The sequence below is a fragment of the Lacisediminihabitans sp. genome, from assembly GCF_036404185.1.
In the GTDB taxonomy this organism is placed as follows: Bacteria; Actinomycetota; Actinomycetes; order Actinomycetales; family Microbacteriaceae; genus Lacisediminihabitans.
This window is the reverse complement of the sequence record NZ_DASWPB010000096.1, coordinates 18,631-41,293: the sequence shown is the minus strand read 5'-3', so window position 1 is coordinate 41,293 and position 22,663 is coordinate 18,631. Positions and strand designations below refer to the sequence as shown.

At 66.5% G+C, this 22,663-nt stretch carries 21 protein-coding genes; 10 read left to right on the top strand and 11 right to left on the bottom strand.

From position 1 onward, the window contains the following. Positions 1-31: 31 nt before the first annotated feature. From VGC18_RS06440 to VGC18_RS06415, 6 genes are all read right to left on the bottom strand, one after another. The gene (locus VGC18_RS06440; protein WP_331095448.1) at positions 32-1,414 is read right to left on the bottom strand and encodes an MFS transporter; all 1,383 of its coding nucleotides are present in this window, start codon (positions 1,412-1,414) and stop codon (positions 32-34) included. Then, a complete protein-coding gene (locus tag VGC18_RS06435; protein ID WP_331095446.1) occupies positions 1,411-2,673 on the bottom strand; it encodes an MFS transporter in 1,263 nt (420 codons plus the stop codon). The genes VGC18_RS06440 and VGC18_RS06435 overlap by 4 nt, the downstream gene beginning before the upstream one ends. Beyond that, positions 2,673-3,761: a zinc-binding dehydrogenase gene (locus VGC18_RS06430; protein WP_331095444.1), complete on the bottom strand. Its 1,089-nt coding sequence runs from the start codon at positions 3,759-3,761 to the stop codon at positions 2,673-2,675. Before VGC18_RS06430 ends, VGC18_RS06435 begins: the two co-directional genes overlap by 1 nt. A 182-nt stretch (positions 3,762-3,943) precedes the next feature. After that, on the bottom strand, positions 3,944-4,789 hold the full coding sequence (locus VGC18_RS06425; RefSeq protein ID WP_331095442.1) for an oxidoreductase: 846 nt from the start codon (positions 4,787-4,789) through the stop codon (positions 3,944-3,946). A 59-nt stretch (positions 4,790-4,848) separates the two neighbouring features. Beyond that, positions 4,849-5,736, bottom strand: coding sequence for an oxidoreductase (locus tag VGC18_RS06420; protein WP_331095440.1), 888 nt, complete (start codon positions 5,734-5,736; stop codon positions 4,849-4,851). After that, positions 5,733-6,635 (bottom strand): aldo/keto reductase, encoded by a 903-nt coding sequence (locus tag VGC18_RS06415; RefSeq protein WP_331095438.1) that lies wholly within the window; start codon positions 6,633-6,635, stop codon positions 5,733-5,735. Before VGC18_RS06415 ends, VGC18_RS06420 begins: the two co-directional genes overlap by 4 nt. A 199-nt stretch (positions 6,636-6,834) precedes the next feature. Between VGC18_RS06415 and VGC18_RS06410 the strand changes: the two genes are divergently transcribed. The 3 genes from VGC18_RS06410 to VGC18_RS06400 all read left to right on the top strand — a co-directional run bounded on the left by VGC18_RS06410 (position 6,835) and on the right by VGC18_RS06400 (position 10,284). Next, entirely contained in the window at positions 6,835-7,737 is a 903-nt protein-coding gene (locus VGC18_RS06410; RefSeq protein ID WP_331095436.1) for a helix-turn-helix transcriptional regulator, read from the top strand. 346 nt (positions 7,738-8,083) lie between these two features. Next, positions 8,084-9,109, top strand: a complete 1,026-nt coding sequence (locus VGC18_RS06405) for an alpha/beta hydrolase (protein ID WP_331095434.1) — start codon at positions 8,084-8,086, stop codon at positions 9,107-9,109. A 41-nt stretch (positions 9,110-9,150) separates the two neighbouring features. Further along, positions 9,151-10,284, top strand: coding sequence for a Gfo/Idh/MocA family oxidoreductase (locus VGC18_RS06400; RefSeq protein ID WP_331095432.1), 1,134 nt, complete (start codon positions 9,151-9,153; stop codon positions 10,282-10,284). Between the two features lie 117 nt (positions 10,285-10,401). On the opposite strand, the gene VGC18_RS06395 is transcribed toward VGC18_RS06400, so the two are convergent. Beyond that, positions 10,402-11,052, bottom strand: a complete 651-nt coding sequence (locus VGC18_RS06395) for an NAD(P)-dependent oxidoreductase (RefSeq protein WP_331095430.1) — start codon at positions 11,050-11,052, stop codon at positions 10,402-10,404. Between the two features lie 142 nt (positions 11,053-11,194). On the opposite strand from VGC18_RS06395, the gene VGC18_RS06390 reads away from it, so the two are divergent. Then, positions 11,195-11,593 carry a helix-turn-helix domain-containing protein gene (locus tag VGC18_RS06390; protein ID WP_331095428.1) on the top strand — a complete coding sequence of 133 codons (399 nt, stop codon included), beginning with the start codon at positions 11,195-11,197 and terminating at the stop codon, positions 11,591-11,593. A gap of 197 nt (positions 11,594-11,790) precedes the next feature. On the opposite strand, the gene VGC18_RS06385 is transcribed toward VGC18_RS06390, so the two are convergent. Continuing rightward, a complete protein-coding gene (locus tag VGC18_RS06385) occupies positions 11,791-12,525 on the bottom strand; it encodes an SDR family oxidoreductase (protein WP_331095426.1) in 735 nt (244 codons plus the stop codon). A 232-nt stretch (positions 12,526-12,757) separates the two neighbouring features. Here VGC18_RS06385 and VGC18_RS06380 point away from each other — a divergent pair, with 232 nt between their 5' ends. From VGC18_RS06380 to VGC18_RS06355, 6 genes are all read left to right on the top strand, one after another. Next, positions 12,758-13,096: a carboxymuconolactone decarboxylase family protein gene (locus VGC18_RS06380; RefSeq protein ID WP_331095423.1), complete on the top strand. Its 339-nt coding sequence runs from the start codon at positions 12,758-12,760 to the stop codon at positions 13,094-13,096. Further along, the gene (locus tag VGC18_RS06375; RefSeq protein WP_331095421.1) at positions 13,093-13,545 is read left to right on the top strand and encodes a (R)-mandelonitrile lyase; all 453 of its coding nucleotides are present in this window, start codon (positions 13,093-13,095) and stop codon (positions 13,543-13,545) included. The genes VGC18_RS06380 and VGC18_RS06375 overlap by 4 nt, the downstream gene beginning before the upstream one ends. 189 nt (positions 13,546-13,734) lie before the next feature. Further along, complete coding sequence (locus VGC18_RS06370) at positions 13,735-14,760, top strand: alpha/beta hydrolase (RefSeq protein ID WP_331095419.1); 1,026 nt, start codon at positions 13,735-13,737, stop codon at positions 14,758-14,760. A 263-nt stretch (positions 14,761-15,023) separates the two neighbouring features. Continuing rightward, complete coding sequence (locus tag VGC18_RS06365; protein ID WP_331095416.1) at positions 15,024-16,007, top strand: FAD:protein FMN transferase; 984 nt, start codon at positions 15,024-15,026, stop codon at positions 16,005-16,007. Positions 16,008-16,052: 45 nt separating this feature from the next. Further along, positions 16,053-16,526, top strand: coding sequence for a hypothetical protein (locus VGC18_RS06360; RefSeq protein WP_331095414.1), 474 nt, complete (start codon positions 16,053-16,055; stop codon positions 16,524-16,526). Between the two features lie 29 nt (positions 16,527-16,555). Next, a complete protein-coding gene (locus VGC18_RS06355; RefSeq protein ID WP_331095412.1) occupies positions 16,556-17,323 on the top strand; it encodes an SDR family oxidoreductase in 768 nt (255 codons plus the stop codon). Positions 17,324-17,447: 124 nt separating this feature from the next. Here the strand turns inward: VGC18_RS06355 and VGC18_RS06350 are convergent, their stop codons facing one another. From VGC18_RS06350 to VGC18_RS06340, 3 genes are all read right to left on the bottom strand, one after another. Next, positions 17,448-18,335, bottom strand: coding sequence for an aldo/keto reductase (locus VGC18_RS06350; RefSeq protein WP_331095410.1), 888 nt, complete (start codon positions 18,333-18,335; stop codon positions 17,448-17,450). Positions 18,336-18,438: 103 nt separating this feature from the next. Beyond that, positions 18,439-19,299 (bottom strand): helix-turn-helix transcriptional regulator, encoded by an 861-nt coding sequence (locus VGC18_RS06345; protein ID WP_331095408.1) that lies wholly within the window; start codon positions 19,297-19,299, stop codon positions 18,439-18,441. Positions 19,300-19,517: 218 nt separating this feature from the next. Further along, entirely contained in the window at positions 19,518-22,586 is a 3,069-nt protein-coding gene (locus VGC18_RS06340) for a hypothetical protein (RefSeq protein WP_331095406.1), read from the bottom strand. Between the last annotated feature and the right edge of the window lie 77 nt (positions 22,587-22,663).

Here is a 22,663-nt window from a genome sequence, read left to right as displayed (position 1 = left end):
GAGGCGGAGGAGTTGCCTCGCTTGGCGACACTCAATCCCGCTGCCTCGGGTGCATTCCGGGAGTTGGGGGGCGGCGGAGCGCGAGGATGGCGACGAGCGAGGCGGTCAGGACGAGGATGCCGTAGCCGGTGGCGATCTGGTCGATGTCGAAGACCGAGGTGACGCTCCCGGCGATCAGGCCGGGAAGGGCTGCGCCGCCGTAGGAGATCAGGTACAGGGTGGATAGCAGCCCGGCCCGGTCGATGGGCGTCGCGTGGTCGAGGACGGCCCTCATGCCGCCGGTGTTGACCGTGCCCTGGCAGAGGCTGGCCAGGACGCTGACGATGAGGAAGGGGACGATCACTCTGGCGTGCAGGGTGGCCAGGATCACGGCGGTGGCAATCACGAATCCGATCAGCCCGATCCGCAGGGCGGTGGTGGCGCGGAGGCGGCCGGTCAATGATCCGCCGACGGGTCCGAGGACGACGACCGAGGAGAACACGGCTGCGATGGCGATGGCGTTGTCGGTGCCGAGCCGGTCGGCTGTCAGCGCGGGCGCGAATGCCTGGTAGAAGCCCGCCAGCGACCAGGTCGCGACCAGCCCGGCTCCCGCGGCCAGCACGAGCCGGGCCTGTCCTGCCGGGATGTGCACTCGCGGGCGAAGCGATGCCATAGCGCCCGGGGTGCGTGGCATCGTCTCTGCGCACACCACTAGCAGGACGCCGCACACCGTCAGGGCGGCGGCTAGCAGGAGGTAGACCAGGGTGCGGGGGGCCGGGCCGTGCTCCGCCAGGATGCCGGAGATCAGGGCGCCGACCGGGATGGCCGTGGAGGGGCCGACGCTGGTCAGCACCGCGGCCAGCCAGGTGGGCCGGGCCGGGGCGGTGTCGATGACGTAGGAGCCCAACGCTGCCGACGCGACCCCGCAGGCCAGCCCCTGCAAGACACGTCCGGTCATCAGGACGGGCAGGGTTTCGACCTGGGTGAGGACCAGGCAGCCGGCGATCGCGGCGATGACGGCGCCGATCGCCATCGGTCGGCGTCCGATGTGGTCCGACAGGCGGCCGAGCAGCAGCAACGACAGCGCGGTGGTGGTCAGGTAGGTCACGGTCGTGATCGCGAGTCCGGCGTCGGTGATGCCGTTGGTGACCCGGTAGGTGTTGTATAGGGGGACTGGCGTGCCTGAGGCCATGAAGATCAGAATCAGGCTGGTCGAGACGACCGCGAACGTGGCCATGGACGGTAGCCGCCGTGGCCCGCGATGTGTTGCTTCGAACGGCAGTTCCGCCGACGGTGCCCGGTTCGAGGGCGTCTCCGGGCCGGGCAGTGGTGTGGCCCCGGTGGCAGGGTTCGCTGGTTCGTCCCGGTCGCGGGACGGGTTCTCGGCGGGGTCGAGTACTGGGCAGCTGGTTTCGTTGGAGGGTTGTGTGGTCACGTGGTGAGGGCTTCCTGGTTCGGGGAGGCGGTTGTTGTGTGCCGTGCGAGCAGTCGTGGGCGGAGCACGACGAGGAACAGCACGAGAGCGAGGACGACGAGCAGGCACAGGCCGGCGAAGGCTGCGGGGTACCCGAGGTAGGTGATGGCCAGGCCGAGGACCACGGCCCCCAGGCCGTAGGCGATGTCGGCGGTTGCGAACAGGGTGGCGCTGGCTGCGCCGCGGCGGTCTGCGGGGCAGACAATGTAGGCGATCGCCTGCAACACCGGCAGGACCACGCCGTACCCGAGGCCGAACAGGACCGCGGAGATCAGGAAGACCGGCAGGCTGTCGGCCCACCACAGCACGACGAGCCCGGCGATCATCGCCGCCATACCGGGGATGAGCACCACGGTGTGGCCGTGTCGGTCGGACACTCGCCCGACGCCCAGCCGCACCACGAACAGTGCGAGGGCGAAGACGGTGAAGTACAGGCCGATGTCGCCGACGCCCCGGTTAAGTCCATAGCTGGCGATGTAGGCCATGATCGCGCCGTAGGGTGCGACCACGAACAGGAACACAAGGCAGGTGGGCAGCACGCTCCTTTCGAGGAGTCGACCGTGTCCCTGCGGCGCCGCGGTCAGCTCTGCTGACGGGGTATCACCGGACACGACAATGGGATGGTGACTGCGCCGTGTCTTCTCGTAGCTGATGAAGAGCCCGATGCTCAGGGCCGCCAGTCCGGCCAGGGTGCTGGTGGCGAACAGCCAGTTTGAGCCGCGGGCTTGGAGTACGCGCAGGCCCAGGTCGGGTCCGATGGCCATGCCGACGGTGTTGGCCAGCGTGTAGTAGCCGATGCCCTCTGCGCGGCGGGAGGCGGGTGCCAGGTCGGCGGCCATGGTCGAGGCCGCGGTCGAGGAGGCGGAGAAGCCGGTGCCCTGCACGAACCGCAGGCCCACGATCGCCGGCAGCGCCGCGAACACGATGAACAGCGGGGAGATCACGGTCATGGTCAGCGCGCCGATCAGGTAGACCGGTCGGCGTCCCCAGCGGTCGGTGAGGCCGCCCCACAGCACCCTGGGCAGCAGAGAGCCGAGGGTGTAGACCGCGATGATCAGGCCACCGACCGCGACCGTGCCAGCACCGGAGCTCTGGGCGAACAGCGGCAGGGTGGGGGTGAGCATGAACGTCGTGACGTACATGAACACCGCGCTGGCCAGCAGCAGTATGAACTGCCACGTCCACAACGGCTCTCGACGGGGGTCAGAGGCGGCCGCCATCAGTCGAAGTAGACGGCGGGCTTGAGCAGGGTGCGGTCATGGTCGAGGAAGAGCTGGAGCGCCTCGGCGGTGTGGTCCTTGCCGTGGAAGCGGTGGGTGATCAGCGGTGCCGGGTCCAGCCGGCCGTGCTCGACGAGGGCGAGGAGCTTCTCCAGGAACCAGCGGCCTCCGGAGCATTCGACCGCCTTGATGGTCTTCTCCCCATACCCGTAGCCCCAGGCGACGTTGTCCAGCACTGTGGTCTCGTCGGCGAAGAACGCGGCGACGTTCGCGACCGTACCGCCGCGGCGGACCAGACGTAGCGCGTCGGTGATGGACGCGGTGGTGCCCCCTGCTACCAGCACCGCGTCGACCGGGCCACCATTGCGTTCCAGGATCTCGGCGACGAAGTCGCCCTCGTGGTAGTCGATGGTATCGGTGGCCCCGTAGGCGGTGGCGACCTGGAAGCTGACCGGGCGGGAACCGATGGCGAACACGCGCCCGGCGCCGTGCAGGACGGCGGCGCGTACTCCCATCAGCCCGACTGGGCCGACACCGAGCACGGCGACGGTGTCGCCGTAGCCGATACCCAGTTCGCGGACGCCCTCGAAGGCGGTGGCGGCCATGTCGGGGATCATCAGTGCCTGCTCGTCCGTCACGCTGTCGGGGATGTGGGCGAGGTTCATGTCCGCGTCCAGCAGGTAGTAGTAGTCGACGACGGAGCCGCCACGGTCGGGGTCGTCGACCCAGTACTGCGAGGTGTTGTGCAGCTTCGGCTGGCCGGCCTGCGCCTCGAGGCTGCGGAAGTCGGGCTGGCACGCCGAGACGACGACCCGGTCACCGGGCTTGAACTCGCGGACCAGCTCACCGACCTGCTCGACGATGCCGACCATCTCGTGACCGATCGGCTTGCCCACCAGCCACGGGATACTCGCCGACCCGGTCTGGAGCAGGTGCACGTCGGTCGTGCACGGGGAGACGACGACGGTGCGCACCAGCGCCCCGTACGGGTTGACCGCGGGAACCGGTAAGGTGCGCCACTCGGCCTTGTCCTTCTCTGCGATGACGAAGCCTTGCATCGTCGCGCCTGGTAACTGGGTGGTGGTCATGATCGGGGTGCCTTTCGTGGATGTCAGTAGTTGAAGGTGTCAGGGGGCGCGGGCACCGGAGGGCGGCGGGATCGAGGTGTGGTGTGTCTAGCTGCTTGTCGACCGGGATCGTCCTGTCTCCGGTGTCCGGCAGTGCGGGTCGGGCCCTGATCGGTTCCGTGCCGTGCTGGGATGGTGGGCGTTCACCCTCCGATTCCGCCTTCGGGGAAGTCGGTGCTGGCGCTGAGCTCGCGCATGGCGTCGAGTTCGGCGTGCTGGCGTTCCAGCTCGGTCTCGATGACCGTGATTGCGTCGGTTCCGAGCACCACCCGTAGGGGGAGGGTCTCGGACTGGGCGAGGGTGAGGATCGCCTGGGCGGCGCGGGCCGGGTCGCCCAGCTGCTTGCCGTCGGTGTGGTCGTTCTCCTTGCGGCGCAGCCCCGCGGTGGTCGCGTAGTCCTCGATCGCGGTGGCGGACTGCTGCAGGGAGCGGCCGGCGAAGTCGGTGCGGAACGCGCCCGGCTCGACGATCACGACGCGGATGCCTAGCGGGGCGACTTCCATCCGCAGCCCGTAGGACAGGCCCTCCAGGGCGAACTTGGTAGCGGAGTAGTAGCCCGAGCCCGGGTTCGAGAGACGTCCGGCGATCGAGGAGATGTTGATGATCGTGCCCGCGCGACGCGCCCGCATTCCGGGCAGGATCTGCTTGATGAGGTCGACGGGGCCGAAGAAGTTCGTCTCGAACAGCTCCTGCACCTCGGCGGCGTCGGCCTCCTCCACCGCCGAGCGGTAGCCATGTCCGGCGTTGTTGACCAGGACGTCGATGCCGCCGAAGCGCTCCGTCGCCTGCCGCGCCACCAGGGCGACCTGCCCGTGGTCGCGCACGTCCAGCGGGAGTGCGAGGGCCGTGTCGGGGTGGGCTTCGGCGAGGGCGGCGAGCTTGGCCGGGTCACGGGCGGTGATGACGGCGTTGTGGCCGGCATCCAACACCGCCGTCGCGATGGCGCGGCCAAGGCCGCTGGAGCATCCGGTGATCAGCCACGTAGACATATGCGCTTCTTCTCTTCTCTTGTGTGTTCGCTGTGCGATGGTCGGGGGCGTCTACCGGGTCAGGTGGTGGCGTCGGTGCTGAGGGTGAGGGGTTCGTGGCGGTCGACGTCGGCCTGTTCGGCCTGCGTGAGGGTGCGGTAGTCGGTCAGGGCGTCGCTGCCGAGCAGCAGCAGGGCGGGCGGGACCGGTTCGGTGGTTGCGGTGAGGATGGCGCGGGCTGCCTTGACGGGGTCGCCGCGTTGTGGGCCGAGCCGGCCCTCGCCGGTGCGTCCGAGGATCTCGTCGTAGTCGCCGATGCGGATCTCGGACCGGCGGGCGGAGCGGCCTCGGAAGTCGGTGCGCATAGAGCCGGGCTCGACGACCATGACGTGAATCCCGAGTGCCGCGACTTCTTTGCGCAGGGCACCGGAGGCGGCTTCCAGGGCGGCCTTCGCCGCGGAGTAGTAGCCGCCGCCGGGCAGAGTGAGCTTTACCCCGACCGAGGAGACGTTCACGATCAGCCCGGACCCGCGCGAGCGCATGCCGGGCAACACGGCGTTGATCAGCGCGACCGGGCCGGTGAAGTTCGTGGCAAACAGCTCGGCCACCGCGTCGTCCTCGCCCTCCTCGATCGCTGCGGTGTACCCGTAGCCGGCGTTGTTGACCAGCACGTCGATGTCGCCGAAGCGGGCCTGGGCCGTGTCAACGGCGGCGGCGATCGACGTCCGGTCGGTCACGTCCAGCCGCACCGCGGCCGCGGTATCAGGATGTGCGTCCTCGAGGTCTCGGATCGTCTGCGGGTCGCGGGCGGTGGCGACCACCTGGCCACCTGCGGCTAGAGCCTGTTCGGCGAGGGCGCGACCGAGTCCGCTGGAGGTGCCGGTGATCAGCCACGTCGCCATGATGCCCGTGCCCTCTGCTGACACCTGGTGGCCGTCGTGTCGCGAGTTCACGTTGTTTCGGGTCACGAGTTGTCGACGGCCTTCGGGAACGAGCGGGTGTTGAGCAGCTCCGGGTCGGGGCCGCCGCGCAGCCCGGTGTCGAGGGCGTCGATCGCGGCCAGTTCCTCCGGCAGCAAGGTGAAGTCGAACACGTCGACGTTCTCCGTGATGCGGGACGGAGTGACCGACTTCGGCAGCGCCGAACGGCCCTGGTCGAGGTGCCAGCGCAACACCACCTGGGCGGGTGTCTTGCCGTACTTGGCAGCCAACCCGGTGATCACCGGGTTCTCCAGCACGTTCCCGCCTCCGGGGGCGTCGGTGGGGCGGTAGCGGTGGATGCCCCCGATCGGGGACCACGCCTGGGTGAGGATGCCAAGCGTCGCATCGGCGTGCTGCACGGTCGCGTTCGTGAAGTACGGGTGCAGCTCGACCTGGTTGACCGCCGGCACCACGTCGACCTTGTCCAGCAGGCGGGTGAGGTGGTCGGGACTGAAGTTGGACACGCCGATGGCGCGCACCTCGCCGTCGGCGAGCTTGCGCTCAAGCAGCCGATAGGCGGCGATGGTGTCGTCGAAGTCCGCCGGGGTGGGCTGGTGCAGCAGGTACACGTCGACGTAGTCCACGCCAAGGCGGCGCAGGCTCGCATCGAAACCGACCTCGGCCTTGCCGTCGGCGTAGTCGCTGATCCACAGCTTGGACTCCACGAAGATCTGGTCCCGATCGACGCCTGAGCTCCGGATGCCCTCGCCGACCTCGCGCTCATTGCCATAGGACGCGGCGGTGTCGATCAGCCGGTAACCGTCACCGATCGCGACCGTCACGGCCGCAACGGTGTCCTCTGGCGTGGTCTGGAACACGCCAAAGCCCAGGGCGGGGATCGCCAGCCCGTTATTGAGCGTCACTCGGGTCTGCCCGGTGGTGGCCATGATCATGTGCCTTTCGTCGAATTGGGAGGCCATTGCTATCGCGGTTGCCTTGCCCTTTCCGATCAGGACAATGCGAGCGGTGGCCAGCTTTGGTCGATGCCTTCCACTCTTCGCTCTTTCAGTCTGACCTGACAGTTCCTGTCGACCCACGTACCCGTAGCCCACCCCACTAGAGGGCGGACCGACTTAGGCTGTACGTATGGATCACAGGAACGAGGTACGGGAGTTCCTGCGCACCCGTCGGGCCAGGATCAGCCCCGAGCAAGCCAACCTCATCGGTGGCGGCAACCGGCGCGTGCCGGGACTGCGCCGCGAAGAGGTTGCGCTGCTGGCCGGGGTGAGCGTCGACTACTACGCCCAGCTGGAACGCGGCGACCTCGGTGGTACCTCTGATCAAGTGCTCGATGCGCTCGCTCGAGCCCTCCAGCTCGACGAAGCCGAGACCTCCCATCTGTTCGACCTCGCCCGGGCGGCCGTTCCCCGACCGCTGCGCCGCACCCGACCCCGGGACTCGGCGAACCAAGTACGCCCCAGCCTTCAGCGATTTCTCGACGCGATCACGGACGCTCCCGCGTGGGTGCGTGACGAGCGCATGAACTTCGTCGCCACCAACCAGCTCGGCCGGGCGCTGAACGCACCGCTGTTCGCAGACCCGAGGCGCCCCGTCAACAACGCCCGCTTCGTTTTCCTGAACGAGGAAGCCTCCCGGCAGTTCTACCTCGACTGGAACAAGGTCGCCAACGACATCGTCGCCACGCTCCGCAGCTACGCCGGCAAGCACCCCCACGACAAACAGTTGACCGATCTGGTCGGCGAGCTTGTCACCCGCTCTGACGCATTCCGCACCAGCTGGGCAGCGCACAACGTGAAATACCACCGCACCGGCATCAAGCGTCTGCGCCACCCCATCGTCGGCGACCTCGAACTTGCCTACGAGGGCCTCGACCTGCCCGGTGATCCCGGCTGGCACCTCTACACCCTCACCGCCGCGCCCGGCAGCCCCTCTGACGAACGACTCCGCCTGCTCGCCAGCTGGGCCGCGACCCTCGAACAGAACGACGAGGCAAACGACCCCGCGCGCTCCAGCACGCCGGACCCGTGAGGGGCGCACGAAGGGCGATGCCCGACGATTCTTGAACACTGACGGCTCAACTTCTGTTCGCAATCTCGACTCGCGGACGTTCAAGACGGTCAGTGAGAACGACCGTTCCAGGATCTGTTCTGCTCGGAGTTCTGCTTTCGAGCATCGTCTGGAACCGAACCGTCCCTCGGTCGCTCAAGAGGTACACCAGCCCATTGGAACAGGATCAACCGAGAGCATCTCTCGGCGACGAAAAGGGACGGGCTTCCAGTACCTGGAATACCAGCACCTTCCTGCTTGGCGATCAATGACGTGCAATCAGTGGGGAAGCCACACAGGAAGCACCAAACTTGAAGGGAACACTGACATGGCGGACAAGGAGCACACGGCACGTACGGGACCGGTGTTGGACTATCGGCGAAATCCGTTCACGCTGGTCTACGAGGACGCGATCACCCAGAACGAGCCGGGCAAGGTCAACATCCACCCCGTGACCTACCGGCTACACGACATCGACATCGCCGCGAACGTCTACACCCCTGCGGGCTACGACCCGGCCGGTTCGTACCCGGCGGTCACGGTGGCGCACCCGAATGGCGGGGTCAAGGAGCAGGTAGCCGGCCGCTATGCGCAGCGCCTCGCCGAGCAGGGCTACATCACCATCGCCGCGGACGCGGCCTACCAAGGCGGCAGCAGCGGCGAGCCCCGCAGCATGGACAAGCCGTTCTACCGCACCGACGACGTGCACGGCATGGCGGACTTCATCGCCGGTTTCCCCGGCGTGGACACCGACCGTCTCGGCGCCCTGGGTATCTGTGGTGGGGGCGGCTACACGCTGAAGGCGGTCCAGTCAGACAAGCGCTTCCGGTCCGTGGCGACGGTGAGCATGTTCAACTCCGGTCGCGTGCGGCGCAACGGCCTGCAGGACTCCGCCGTGGACACCATCCAGGAGCGGCTGCGGCAGGCCGCCGCAGCCCGCGCGCAGGAAGCTGCTGGTGGCGAGGTTCTCTATGCCGGTGACGCGGACCTGACCGATGAGCAGATCGCGGCCCAGCCGTTCGACCTGTACCGGCAGGGGTACGAGTACTACTGGAAGACCCACGCGCACCCGGGGTCGACGTTCAAGTACACGATGAGCAGCCTGCTGGACCTGATGAGGTTCGATGTCACCGATCAGATCGAGCTGATTGATGTGCCGCTGCTGATGATCGCGGGCAGCGCCGCCGACACCCGCTACATGACCGACGACGCCTTCCCCCTGGCCACGGGAACCGAGGACAAGGAGTTGTTCCTCATCGAGGGCGCCCGGCACATCGAGACCTACTGGGTCGATGAGTACGTGGACGCCGCCATCGGCAAGCTCACCGGGTTTTACGCCCGCACGCTCGCCTGAGCGGGCATTCCCACGTCGGCGCAGCGAGTGAAGGGATATCTGTGACAGTGCAGAAGAAGCTTGGTGTCGGGATCATTGGGCTGCAACCGGAACATGGTTGGGCAGCCCGTGCCCACGTACCGGCACTGCGAGCTCTCTCCAACGATTTCCAGATCGTCGGAGTCGCCAACCGCAGCGCCGAGAGTGCGCGTCGAGCCGCCAGCTACTACGACATTGAGGGCACCGTCGGAGACGTCGACGACCTAGTCGCATCCTCGGATGTCGACATCGTGACGGTGACCGTGCGCGTGCCCGGGCACTTCTCGCTCGTCAAGCGGGCGCTGGAGGCGGGAAAGAACGTGTACTGCGAGTGGCCGCTGGGTCGCAGCCGTGCCGAAGCGGAGGAACTCGCCGGTCTCGCCCGCGATCGCGGCGTCCTCGGCGTCATCGGGACGCAGGCCCGGGTTACCCCAGCTGTCGTGTACCTGCGGAACCTGGTTTCCTCCGGACAGCTCGGCACGGTGCTGTCGACGACGATCCGGGGCTGGGGGCGCGGCTGGGGAGCCGCCATCGAGAGTGCTGCGTCTGAGGGTTATCTGCTCGACCCGGACAACGGCGCGACGTTGGTGACCATCCCGATCGGGCACACCATGTCCGCCGTCCGCGACATCTTCGGCGATATCGCCGACCTGTCCTCCCTCGTCGACTCGCGTCGTGGCGTGGTCCGGGACTCCGCGACCGGGGAGGCCGTGCCCATGTCCGCGCCGGACGAAGTTGCCTTCATCGGGCACTTCGCCAGCGGCGTCCCGTTCTCGGTGCACTATCGGGGCGGCGTCCCCCGCGACGAGCCGGGACTGAGCTGGGACATCCAAGGGACGGAGGCGGACGTCCGCGTCACGGCGGAGCCGTCCGGGCACGTTCAGATGGTGCCCCTGCACATCCAGCTGCGCACGGGTCGGGAAGAACGCTTCCGCGACGTCGCGGTGCCCGAGGAACCCGGGGCCATCCCCGACGACGCCATCGCCGGGAACGTGGCGCGTCTGTACGCGCGGATGGCTGGCGACCTCCGCGCCGGTACGTCGAACGCACCCACGTTCGACGACGCGGTCGCGCTACACCACGTCGTCGATGCGATCGTCGGTTCGACCACCCTGACGCGGCTGCCCGCCGCAGCCGCGAACAGGCTACTGCCCTAATCCGGGAACCCCCACGACGGGTAGCTGCGGATGCAGGATCTGGCTCAGCGGCAAGCGTCTCCGCTTCGCCATGATCGGTGATGGCCGCTCTGCGGTCATCCGCAGCCCTGTCGTCGTTCAGTACGCGACGGTGAACCGGGCACGATGGTGCGTCGGCTTCTCGATCTCTTCAACGATGGCGAGGGCGAGGTCAGCGCCGGAGATGTTCGACTGCCCGTTCTCGTCCACCAGGAGCACGTCGCCGCCGATGCGGTAGACGCCGGTCGCCTCACCGGGCGCCCAGGCGCCGAAACTGCTGGCAGGGCTGACGAAGAACCAGTCGAGTGCGTCCTCGCTAGCGCGCAGATCATCGAGAACCCCCGCAAGCTCGGCAGCCTCGGATTTGAACGCATCGGGGAAACCGTCGGTCTCGACCAACTGCGGGCCGCCCGCAGCGACCAGCAGCGAGCCGGCGCCGCCGACCACCCCGAACCTGGTGCCGTTGGCCTGGGCGAGATCGGCAACCTTCTTCTCGATCCCGCGGAGTCTGCCAGCGCCCTCGAGCTCGCCGCGCGGGGAGAGGGCCGAGATCACGACATCGGCGCCCTCCATCGCGGTAGCCAGGACGGTGTCATCCGCGACGTCTCCGGTGCGGTACTCCACGCCCTCGATCTGGGTCTCGGGAATCTTCCTGCTGTACGAGACAACGGTGTGCCCCTTCTGCACGCCGGCCGCGACGATGTTTCCGCCGGCGTATCCGGTGCCGCCCAAGACGGTGATGTGTGCCATACGTGTGCTCCTTGCTGAATTGACGAGGGCAAGGGATTCCCCTCCGCCCCTGTTCTAGTTACTGTAGGAGAGTTACTTACCTGTGTGAAGTAGGCACCTCGCGGTAACCATGCCATCGTCTGTCCACCGGAGAGGAGCATGAATGGCACGGCAGCAGTGGGATCCGTACGTTCGGGATTGCCCGACGCGCCAGCTTCTGGACCGCATCGGGGACCGATGGACCGTTCTCGTGATCGGCGCGCTGGAGGGCGGCCCCCGCCGCTTCTCGGAGATCGCCCGTCGTGTCGATGGGGTATCGCAGAAGATGCTCACCCAGACGCTGCGCGCCTTGGAGCACGATGGCCTCGTGACTCGCACGGTCTTCGCCGAAGTCCCGCCTCGTGTCCAGTACGAGCTCACGGAGCTGGGCGAGACGCTTCGTGAGCCGTTGAAGGCATTGGAGGACTGGGCGACGACCCATATGGGCGCGGTGATCGATGCGCGTCACGAGAGTGAACCCTCCCGTCCGGGAGTGCCGCCGGACGGTGCTCGTCGGCGCTAGCCGTCGCGGCGACCCACTGGTGTCCACCTTGAGATCCATCACCATGGCTTCAGTTCCCCCCCGCCGAAGGATCTTTGCCGACAAGGCGAGTCACCCGCACTGGTCAGCATCGCCCGGAGGGGCATGCCTCGGGGACGCGCATCCGGCCGCTCTCCAGGGTGTTGCCTTCGGGCTCGGCACTGCCACGTGCGATTGTGCTAGAGCAGTTGGTCGGAGGGGCGCAGGAGGATCTCGTTGAGGACGAGATGGCGGGGGCGGGAGAGCGCGAAAGCGATGACCTCGGCGACGTCCTCGGCCTTGACGGTGGCGACGTCGTACAACCCTTGGATGACTTCGCGGGTGGCGTCGTCGGTGATGTGGGTGGGGAGCTCGGTGTCCACCACGCCCGGCTCGATGACGGTCACACGGATGCCGGGCAGTAGCTCCTGGCGCAGGGATTCGGACCAGCCGTTGATGCCCCACTTGGTGGCGGCGTACACCCCGTTGCCCTGGCTGGCGGTGCGGCCGGCGACGGAGGAGAGGTTGACGATGTCACCGCCACCATCCTTGAGTTGGTCGAGGAACACTTCGGTGGTGGTGATCGCGCCCAGCAGGTTCGCCTCGATCATGGTGCGGTAGTCCTGGTACAGCGCCGAGCTGAAGGGGCCGAGCAGCATGGCGCCGGCGTTGTTGACCAGGACGTCAGTACCTCCGAGCTCGTCCTTCACGCGCTTGGCAGCGGCGATCAGCTGGCTGCGGTCGGTGACGTCGGCTTGGATGGCGATGGCGCCGCCGCCGATGTCGGTGGCGAGGGCCTCGATGCGGTCCAGCCGGCGTGCGAGGAGAGCGACGCGGTAGCCGTCGGCCGCGAGAGCGCGTGCGGTGGCAGCGCCGATACCCGACGAGGCGCCGGTGATGACCGCGACGCGGCCGGGATTCTGGGAGTCGGTCATGTGAATGGGTTTCCTTACCTCTGGCCTGGATATAGGTGTCTCGGGGCGGCTGCGCGTTCTGGGACCGGAGGGCCCGGCGTCGGCGGACTCGCCTCAACACCTATCCAGGGCAGCACACTGACGGCTCCGGTGGGAGTGGCTGGTTATCCGTGTACTACCAGCCACTGCCAGCCGCGGGGGCGCGGTCATAGCGTGGGGGCATGGCTATGCAAGCTGGGGCAGAGAGGAAGCCATGACCGAGGAGAAGAGCCGCGCCCAACAGCTGATGGGCGACATCGCCCCGAAACTGGCGGAACTGACCGACGAGGTACTGTTCGGGGACGTGTGGGCCCGCCCCGGCTTGTCGCCCCGCGACCGCAGCCTGGTCACCGTTGCCGCCCTGGTCGCGTTGAACCGGACCGAGCAGCTGCGTTCACACCTGCGCCTGGGCCTGCAAAACGGCCTGACCGAACAAGAACTCGTCGAGGCGATCACCCAACTCGCGTTCTACGCCGGATGGCCCTGTGGCGTGGCCGCCGTCGGCGTGCTCCGCGACGTCACCCGCGGCGACGAACCAGGTGAGGACCGATGAGACGCCTGCCCTCATCGCCGACCGCGGCAGTGAATCCCGACCGGTTCACTGGGCAGGTGTGGGTCGATCCGATCGCCGAGGGCGAGCTGCCGTCTCGGCTCCGTCTTGCTCTGGTGCATTTCGCGCCCGGGGCGCACACCGTCTGGCACTGTCACGCCCTTGGGCAGACCCTGTACGGCACCGATGGGGTCGGTGTCGTACAGAGCCGCGACGGCCAGACCCTCCTGCTCCGCCCGGGCGAGACCGTGCACACCCCACCCGGACAGTGGCACTGGCACGGTGCCCTCCCAGACCGGCTCATGACCCACCTGGCCGCTGGTGAGAGCACGGGTGACCCGAACGCGCTCGACGTCGAGTGGGGCGACCGCGTCACAGACGACGAGTACGAAGGAGCACTCATCCATCTCGGTCAGGAGCTGACCCCGGATTCAACCGACGAGAGCGCCTGACACATCTTCAGCGGCCAGCACGCCACCGCCGAGCGGCGTTCCCTCGTCCCCCCCGCGAGGCACGTCTACGAGAACAACTCGTCCCATGATCTAGGAGAATCAGATGGCCGACCGTCAACCGCTGTTTGCGGTTCTGGGTCCCCACCAGAGGGGCTTCCTTGACGGCTTCTACAACACGGCGGCCATGCCATGAGCGGAATCCGAGAAGCGTCGGTTGTACTGCTCGTCGCGCTCGTGACGCTGAGCGGTTGCACCAGCGGCGGCCCGCCGATGGACAACGACAGCGGGAGTCAGACGCCCTCCGCGACGGCTGTGAGTCAGTCTCCTTCCGGGATGGCTGTGAGCACGAATCCGCTCTCTCAGGTGCTGGAGGCCGTTCCGCAGGGCTATTCTTCGCCCGCCCAGCAGCAAGGAACGCTTGTCGAGCTGAGTTATGACACTTACGAGTCGATGACATATGAGCAAGAGACGCAGGAGCTGACCAAGCGCGCGATCGTCTATCTCCCGTATGGCTACAACGCGGATGAGCAGTACAACGTGTTCTACCTGATGCACGGCGGGTGGGGTAATGAGACGACGACGCTCGGAACGCCGGGCGACCCTTCCGCTTTCACGAATGTGCTCGACAATGCGATTTCTGCGGGTGAGATCCAGCCGCTGATAGTCGTCGCCCCTACCTACAACAACACCAGCCCGGAGGACAGCGGAAGCTTCGGCCTGGCGCTCACGTTGAACCAGAACTACCATCATGAGCTCCTGAACGACCTCGTCCCGGCAGTAGAAGGCACGTACTCGACCTACGCTGAAAGTGTTTCGCCGGAAGATCTTGTGGCCTCTCGTGACCACCGCGGTTTCGGCGGCTTCTCCATGGGCGCGGTGGCGACGTGGCGGACCTTCCAGTACGCCCTGGATTACTTCCGGTACTTCCTGCCGATGAGCTGCGGGACCTCACTGGACATGGACAACATCGTTGCTGCCGCTCAGACTCGCGATCAGGCCGACTACTTCGTATGGGTCATCACGGGGACCGAGGACTTCGCCCATCAGTATGACGAGAACAGGGTGGAACTCATGCGGAACTCCCCATATTTCACTGAGGCCGACAGCGAACAGGACGGGAACTTCGCTTACCGCGTCAGGGATGGCTATTCCCATGATGGGGTTGCCGCGATGGAGTACACCTACAACGGGCTGCGCTGGTTCTGGGGCGCGTGAAACACGGGGAGCCGCATTCGTTGGACTGGAACATCTACGGCGTGAAAAGGATCGGGAAAGGAAGGGGCCATACTGTTCGCCGAACTGGTGAGGTTGAGTGGATGCACTGCCAGCCGCCGGTCGATCGGCCGTAGCGCCGTTACTGCGAGCGATCATCGCGGCCACTCGACGCCAACCGTATCCACCGGGGCGCCGAATGACGGCAACAAGGGTGTACTACCAGCTACTCCCTGAATGGTGACGGTCCACCTAACGTGGAGTGCGTGAGCAAGAACGCGACTTTGAGCAGCGACGTCGGAATGCCTGCTCCGGGCCTCGATGTGTTCCCGACCTCGGCTGAGCAGACCGTCGCGCCGGCAACGGACGCGCCAGCAACCGGCGCCGTGTTCCGGTTCACCGCGATCGGCACTGGTTGGAAGATCGACACCGAGAATCCGCTACCCGATCAGCTTCAAGAAGAGATCATCGCCCTGACCGAGGACTTCGATCGGGTCTGGTCACGGTTCCGCGCTGACTCGCTCGTCAACCAGATCGCGCACGCGCCCGCCGGGGGACGGTTCACATTCCCTGCCCGCGACACCGCACTGCTCGACCTCTACGACACGCTCGTTACCGAAACCGGTGGCGCGGTCGACCCGCTCGTCGGTCGAGACCTGGAGCTGCTCGGCTACGACTGCGGCTACACCCTTACCCCCGACTACGCCACCCTTGCCGGCCGCCGCCCGGACTCATGGCTCGGCGACGTCCGCCGCGAAGAGGTCACGCTCGTGACGGACCACCCATTGGTGATCGACGTGGGCGCAGCCGGAAAGGGCTACCTGGTCGACCTCATCACCGCGGTTCTGTGCCGCACTGGAGTCGGCCGGTTCGTCGTAGACGGCAGCGGCGACCTACGCCACCACGGCCCCGACCCAGTGATCGTGGGGCTGGAGCACCCCACCCGGCCGGGCCGGGTCATCGGCACCGTTCCCTTGCGGGATCGAGCACTGTGCGCGTCGGCAAGCACCCGCCGCGCATGGGGTGACCGGCTGCACCACATCCTGGATGGTCACACCCGACAACCCGTCTCCGATGTGATCGCCACCTGGGCCATCGCCCAGGACGCCGCCACCGCCGACGGGCTGGCCACCGCACTGTTCGTCACCGACCCCGCTCGTCTGGATACGTTCGCGTTCTCCTGGGTACGGATGCTCGCCGACGGCCGTGTCCAGTGGTCCAACGACTTTGACGGGGAGCTGTTCCTCTAGCCAGCCACCCGACAACCCCCCCGCCTGCGAAAGAAAGACAAGAACATGGGCCCCCGAATCACCACCCGTGCGGCCATCGCGGCCGCCGCATCCCTGACCGTCATCGCCCCCTTGGCCGGATGCGTGAGCGACCCCTCTACATCCTCGGCGTCGTCCCCATCGACGACGCCCAATGCCAACTCGGGATCACCCACCACCGGATCAGGCTCCAGCACCGCTGAATACAACGACGGCACCTACACCGTCCGTGGGGTATACGGCGGCGCCCCCTCCTACATGACCGTCACACTCGCCCTCACGGACGACACCATCACCGATGTCGCGGTCGAGCCGATGCCGGTGAACAACGACACCTCCCGCGGCTACCAGGAACGATTCGCAGCCGCCGTACCCGACGAGGTGATCGGCAAGAGCATCGCCGACCTCGAAGTCGGAATCATCGCCGGAGCCAGCGGATGCGCAGACGGCTTCAACGACGCCCTCACCAAGATCCGCGAACAAGCCAACGCAAACCAGTAGCGCACGAACGAGAGCAGAAGGAGCTAACCATGCCCGAGAACCTGTCCACAGTGCTGGTCGTGGGAGCGACCGGCAGCATCGGCCGCCACGCCGTCGCTGAGGCCCTGCGCAACGGATACGCGACCCGCGCCCTCGTCCGAGACGCCCACCGAGCCAGCGACGTGCCCGACGGCGCCGAGATCGTCGTCGGCGACCTCACCGACGCTGCCACGCTCGGCGATGCCGTGAAGGATGTCGATGGCATCGTGTTCACCCATGGTTCACACGGCGGAGCGGCCGACGCCGAGAATGTCGACTACGGAGCCGTCCGCAACACCCTGGAAGCACTCGCCGGCAGGCCCGCCCGCATCGCCCTGATGACCGCCATCGGAGTGACCAAGCGGATGACCGGTCACGACTGGAAGCGGCGTGGTGAACGTCTCGTCCGCGCCAGCGGACTCTCGTACACCATCGTGCGTCCCGGATGGTTCGACTACAACGCCCCTGATCAGCACCGTCTCGTCATGTTGCAGGGCGACCGCCGTTGGGCAAGCGATCCCTCCGACGGTGTCGTCTCCCGCGCCCAGATCGCCCAGGTACTCGTCGCGAGCCTGACCTCAGCGGCCGCCAATCACAAGACGCTGGAGCTCGTAGCTGACAAGGGGCTGGGACAGACCGACCTCGAACCGTTGTTCGCCTCCCTGGAATCGGATCAGGTCGGCGTCCTCGACGGAGTCCGGGATACCGACAACATGTCCCTCGCTGATGAGCCTGGCGCCGTTCGAGACGCCCTGGACCGCGCACGGGGACACCGCTGACCGCCGCCCCGCTCTGCGGAGGACGACGGCTGCGGCTTCATTCACATGGACTATCGACACCAGGCAGTCCTCGCGCAGATCCACGTTCAGCTGCGGCGACTCGTGTGAGCCCCCGCTTGCTCGTTCACGCCTCGGGGATGGGCATCCCGGCGTTCTCCAGGGTGATGTCGTCGGGGTTCGGACCGCCCCGCACGCCGGTGTCCAGGGCGTCCACGGCGGCGAGCTGTTCGGGGGTGAGGTCGAAGTCGAACACGGCAAGGTTCTCCGCGATCCGCGCGGGCCGGACCGACTTGGGGATCGCCGAGCGCCCCTGCTGCAGGTGCCAGCGCAGCATCACCTGCGCCGCCGACTTGCCGTGGGATGCGGCGATCTCGAGCAGGGTTGGGTCTTCGAAGGACTTCTTCGCACCGCCGCCGTAGGAGGTGATGCCGCCGATGGGTGACCACGCCTGGGTGAGGATGCCGTGCTTCGTGTTGAGGGCCTGCAGGTTCTTCTGCTGGAAGTAGGGGTGCAGCTCGACCTGGTTGACGGCCGGGACGACCGAGGCCACGCCGAGTAGGCGCTCCAGGTGCTCGGGCATGAAGTTGCTGACGCCGATCGCGCGCACCTTGCCGTCGGCCAGGAGCTTCTCCAGGGCACGGTAGGCGTCCAGGGTGAGGTCGAAGCGGCTGGTGAGCGGCTGGTGGAGCAGCAGGAGATCGATCTGGTCGACGCCGAGCTTCGCTGCGCTCTTGTCGAACCCGTGCAGGGCGGCGTCGTAGCCGTAGTCGCTGATCCACAGCTTGGTCTCGATGAAGACCTCGTCGCGGGCGATGCCGGAGCGTCGGATGCCCTCGCCGACCTCCCGCTCGTTGAGGTAGGCGGCGGCGGTGTCGATGTGCCGATAGCCGGCGTGCAGCGCGCTCTCGACCGCGGCGGTCGTCTCCTCGGGTGGGGTCTGGAAGACGCCGAGGCCGACCGGCGGGAGCACGACGCCGTTGTTCAGGGTGATGGTGGTGATCTCGTTTGTCATGTCTCCACGCTAGGGACCCGGCGCGGCCGGGTGAGAGTCCCTGGTGTTATCTCCCGCGGCGGTCGTTGCGCGACCGCCGTCCGATGGTCGTGACCGTGCGTCGTCACTTCGTCGTTGCGGCCTCTGCCGCCCAGCTGCGGAGCAGGTCTAGGGCGTCAGCGGAGGTCGACCCGGGCTCGGCCAGGTACGCCACGACGGTCAGCCCTGGCGTCGAGGAGACGTCGAGTGTCTCGTAGCCCACTGTCAGTTCGCCGACGACCGGATGGATGAGCCGTTTGGTGCCGCCTCGGTGCAACCGCACGGTGTGGTGTCCCCACCAGGTGCGGAACTCGGTGCTGCGGGTCGCCAGCTCGCCGACCAGGGCGGCCAGCGCCCGGTCGCTGGGGTTCTGCCCGGCGATCAGCCGCAGTGCCGAGACCGCGTCCCGCGCGCTGGTCTCCCAGTCGGGGTAGAAGTCGCGTGCGCGGGCATCCAGGAACAGATAGCGCGTGTGGTTGAGGGGGGCGCTCTCGGCAGGGAACAGGTCCGGGAACAAGGCCCGGCCGAGCCGGTTGGAGGCGACCGGGTCGCCAAGCCGCGACAGTGCGATCACCGGCACGTCCCGCATCGCGTCGATCAGCTGCGCGAGTCGAGCGGTCACTCGCGGCTGCGGCTTGGCCCTCGGAACACGATGGGGCCGGGCCGTCGCCCGGGCGAGGTCGAACAGGTGCAGCGACTCGGCCTCGTCCAGCTCCAGCGCGCGCACCAGTGCGAACAAGACGCTCTCGGAGACGCCGCTGAGGTCACCACGCTCCATCCGCGTGTAGTACGCCGTGCTGACACCCGCGAGCTGGGCGACCTCTTCCCGGCGCAGACCCGGAACGCGACGCTCCCCACCGAACACCGTCAACCCCGCCTGTTCCGGCGTGATGCGTGCACGCGCCTGTGTGAGGAACTGCTGCACATCATCACAGGCGTCAACCATGACATCGACCGTAGACCGTGCTGTTCGGCCCTGGGAGATACTGACGTTCACCCCCACGCGACCACGCCCCAGGCTGCTGGTCCGCGGGTCGCCGTCGGTCGTCAACCCAACCGGCGTGCCGCCCTCCGATAGTACACACCGTATGGGGAGCCGTCTGAACTAGAACGGCTCAGAATACGTGCGATGCCCGACATGGCCGCCCCTGACGCACGGCTGAATCACGCCGGAAGGATCGGTGCATGTTCGACGTCGTCGTTCCAGTAGTTGAATCGGTCGCCGAGGACGTTGAGGAAGATGTGAGGCTCGAAGCGGTCGAGGCGGAGCTCCAGGCCCCAGTGCCCAGCAGTTGCCCTCGCAGCGTTGGCGAGGTGGAACCACATCTCGTCCTCGGTGAACGCTTCTGCTGGCGTTTCGGGGTCGTCGGGTCGTTCTTCCTCCTCCATGAGTGACCGGAACCTGTTCATATCGGCCTGGGTGATCGACGTTGTCATGTTTAGTCCGCGGTGCGCGGCACGCTTGTTGACCACGATGTTTGCCACTGCAGTGAGGAGGTGCCAGTCCTTCCATCCGTCAGTGCGGAGCTTGGTCACAAGCTCCCTGAAGCCGGGCTGTGACGCGAGCCTCGGTAGGGTTAGCCGCACGGGCGGGTGCAGCATCTCGTATCGTCCTTCGATCGCGTCGAGAGAGGCGGCGTGATCGTAGGCGGTGGCGTGTTCGGGAAGCCTCTGCGTCAGTCCTGGCCCAGGTTGTGGTAACCGTGGGCGGTCAGGATCGAGGACGCCAGGCGAGAGTCCGCGGATCTCCTCGTAGAACTCATCTTTATGGATGTCGACGAGCTCGTCGTACGGGCGCACGCAGGTGAGCATGTGAGGGAGGCCTCGTTCGAATGTTCGTTCCATCACGGCCTTGAGCGCTGGTGTACCGAGGAGGGACTGGGTGACGATCACCTGAAACGTTGCGGAGGCGACTTCAAGCTGGTCAGCATCTGGCGTCAGTCGTCCGGCGCGAGTGAGCAGCACCCGGTGTCTGTTCTCGCCTCGATCGCGCTCTGATGCTGGAAGGAACACCGAATGGGGTTCAACCGGCTTGTCGGAGACTTCGATCTCGATGCAAATCTCGCCTGGCAGCAGGAGTAGGTCTTCCGCGGCGAGGTCCCCCAGAGTGATCTGCGCTGCAGCGACGAACCGCTCGGCCGCGAGCACGTGGACCCGATCGTTTGGGGTGGTGACGACCCACACGTTTCCGAACGCCGACCAGCTGTACTCGCGGACGGGACCCGTATCGGAGAATGGTCGTCCAAGGCCGGAACGGTCTGCGGAATCGATCGTAGCTGACTCATCCAACAGCTCAACGTCGGCGGCCGCCGCAAGCATCGGTTTGACGAGCTCATCGAGATACGTGGACTGGACAACGGACTCGAGTGTCGGCAGCAGCGCGGGGCGAAGCGCCGTCGCGGTTCGGATGATGAGGCACTGGTCGACCAACATGTTCTCAAAGTACGGGTAGCGTTCGAAGTTCCACGGATCATCAGCGAGTTGCGATTGCGCCCAGATCCCGACCTGGAACGTGCGGGTCGCGGCCAACCACTGACCAGCCTGGTGCTCGTAGGTAGCTGTGAGGATAATGCCGCGCGCCATGAGGACCGCCAGGCGTGGGTCGCCGGTTGCCTTGGCGATCGATGCCGCGCTCATTGCATACTGTTTCGCGGCCAGAGGGAGTCCGAGATCGCTGTACACGTCGGAGGCGAGGAGCATCATGATCGCAGCACCTTCGGCGGCATCTCCGTTGAGCCAGTTGAGTTTTGCGGCGTGGATTTCGTGGAGCGCGTCTAGTGGCCTGTATGCCTGGAGCAGAGCGATGGCTCGGCTCTGGGCGCGTTCACCCGCGGCAGTCCTTCCCGCGCGCTCGATTGTCGCCCTATCGAGCGCGTTCCTTATGTCAAAGTAGTCGGGGTGATCGATGAGGGCGGGTGCGGTGAGGTCGAACATCGTCATCAGTTGGTCGAGCGGTGCCATCGGCGCGGAAGGCAGCGCCGCTACTAGGTTGACCAGGTGGGCCATGCCGGCGTTGAGATCTCGCAGCTGGGCATCTTGCGGCGCGGACGGTAGCGGACGCCCTTCGCGTTTGGCCGCGCTTACCTCTTGATAGACGTCGGACATCTTCGGGCCGGCAATCGGGACCGTACTGAGTTCGCCTGGTGTGAACTCGCGGGGACCGAGGGCGAGGATTGCGGCCGTCGACAGCAGGCTCACACGAGCGTTCTCGCCAGGCACCGCTTCGAGTTCTCGATCAAGCACGTTCTCAAGGTCGTCGGCCCATGCTGCGACCTCATTGACTGTGATCGTAGTCGCTCCTCTAGGCTGGGTCGCCTGAGTGAGACGGAGCAGGGTGATGGCGTCGACGAGTGCACCGAGGTCCGTCGGCTTTGACGCAGTCCGATCGAAGTAGGCACGAAGCGTTCCATCGACAGGCCTTAGCGTGTTGAGCCCGAGACCGGTTGCGATGATCATCTCGTAGTCGATGCGGTCCACCATGTTCGAATCATCCTGAGCAGCGTTGCGCAGGACACGAGCGGACTCGAGCCAGTCCGGTAGGTCGGCGCGCGCCTCCAGATTCAGGCTAGAAAACCGGATGGCCTCGCGCAGATCGACGAATTCGCCCATCGACCCTGCGTGCGCCGAGCGGGTGCGCCACCGATCACGGGTGTCAACATACCAATCGGGCAGGTCACTGTCAGCTTCCTCGCGTTCGGGGGCAAGGGAGGACGGTACATGCAGGTATTCGACCGCGAGATAGAAAAGGTCCGGGCACGCGATCTCGTTCGCAATCGCCTGCGCGTCCCAGATCTCCAGACCGACCGAGTATTCCTCGCGAGCATGAGCCTGAAGGTCGTGCCGCTTGGCAGTGTCTACGGGCGTGATCGTGAAGTAGATAACCCTGTCGACAGGCTCGCCCTTGCCGCACATCTTCGAGAGATCTGAACGGATCTTCGACGGCACGTTATCTCGTTGCGCAGTGACCGCGAGCACCACCGCGTCCTCCGTCGCAAGCGCGGTGAAAAACGACGTTTCCGGCAGTTCTTTCGCTAGCACGCTCCAGAAGCTCTCGGCATCCCGTCCTCCGTCACCGCCTGCGGAGACAGGGCCGGTCGCAGGAATGACGTTGCTGACGATTCGGCGCCGGGTCAGCCCTAGACAGAGTTGCTCAAAAGGATGATGCGAGTTCGTCTCTCCAAGGGTGTCAAGGTGGAAGCGAATCTGCGTGGCCAGTTGAGCCGGTGAATTCAATGTCCAATCTCCATTGGTAATGGCCTCTCATCGTCGTGTCGAGCCGCGTCCATCATGATTATCTCAGCCGATGCCGC

What these genes read in the sequence shown, in the direction of transcription:
- VGC18_RS06435 (WP_331095446.1), bottom strand. Translation starts at nt 2,673, where the DNA reads ATGGCGGCCGCCTCTGACCCCCGTCGAGAGCCGTTGTGGACGTGGCAG.
- VGC18_RS06430 (WP_331095444.1), bottom strand. Translation starts at nt 3,761, where the DNA reads ATGACCACCACCCAGTTACCAGGCGCGACGATGCAAGGCTTCGTCATC.
- VGC18_RS06425 (WP_331095442.1), bottom strand. Translation starts at nt 4,789, where the DNA reads ATGTCTACGTGGCTGATCACCGGATGCTCCAGCGGCCTTGGCCGCGCC.
- VGC18_RS06415 (WP_331095438.1), bottom strand. Translation starts at nt 6,635, where the DNA reads ATGGCCACCACCGGGCAGACCCGAGTGACGCTCAATAACGGGCTGGCG.
- VGC18_RS06410 (WP_331095436.1), top strand. Translation starts at nt 6,835, where the DNA reads ATGGATCACAGGAACGAGGTACGGGAGTTCCTGCGCACCCGTCGGGCC.
- VGC18_RS06405 (WP_331095434.1), top strand. Translation starts at nt 8,084, where the DNA reads ATGGCGGACAAGGAGCACACGGCACGTACGGGACCGGTGTTGGACTAT.
- VGC18_RS06395 (WP_331095430.1), bottom strand. Translation starts at nt 11,052, where the DNA reads ATGGCACACATCACCGTCTTGGGCGGCACCGGATACGCCGGCGGAAAC.
- VGC18_RS06390 (WP_331095428.1), top strand. Translation starts at nt 11,195, where the DNA reads ATGGCACGGCAGCAGTGGGATCCGTACGTTCGGGATTGCCCGACGCGC.
- VGC18_RS06385 (WP_331095426.1), bottom strand. Translation starts at nt 12,525, where the DNA reads ATGACCGACTCCCAGAATCCCGGCCGCGTCGCGGTCATCACCGGCGCC.
- VGC18_RS06380 (WP_331095423.1), top strand. Translation starts at nt 12,758, where the DNA reads ATGACCGAGGAGAAGAGCCGCGCCCAACAGCTGATGGGCGACATCGCC.
- VGC18_RS06375 (WP_331095421.1), top strand. Translation starts at nt 13,093, where the DNA reads ATGAGACGCCTGCCCTCATCGCCGACCGCGGCAGTGAATCCCGACCGG.
- VGC18_RS06370 (WP_331095419.1), top strand. Translation starts at nt 13,735, where the DNA reads ATGAGCGGAATCCGAGAAGCGTCGGTTGTACTGCTCGTCGCGCTCGTG.
- VGC18_RS06360 (WP_331095414.1), top strand. Translation starts at nt 16,053, where the DNA reads ATGGGCCCCCGAATCACCACCCGTGCGGCCATCGCGGCCGCCGCATCC.
- VGC18_RS06355 (WP_331095412.1), top strand. Translation starts at nt 16,556, where the DNA reads ATGCCCGAGAACCTGTCCACAGTGCTGGTCGTGGGAGCGACCGGCAGC.
- VGC18_RS06350 (WP_331095410.1), bottom strand. Translation starts at nt 18,335, where the DNA reads ATGACAAACGAGATCACCACCATCACCCTGAACAACGGCGTCGTGCTC.
- VGC18_RS06345 (WP_331095408.1), bottom strand. Translation starts at nt 19,299, where the DNA reads ATGGTTGACGCCTGTGATGATGTGCAGCAGTTCCTCACACAGGCGCGT.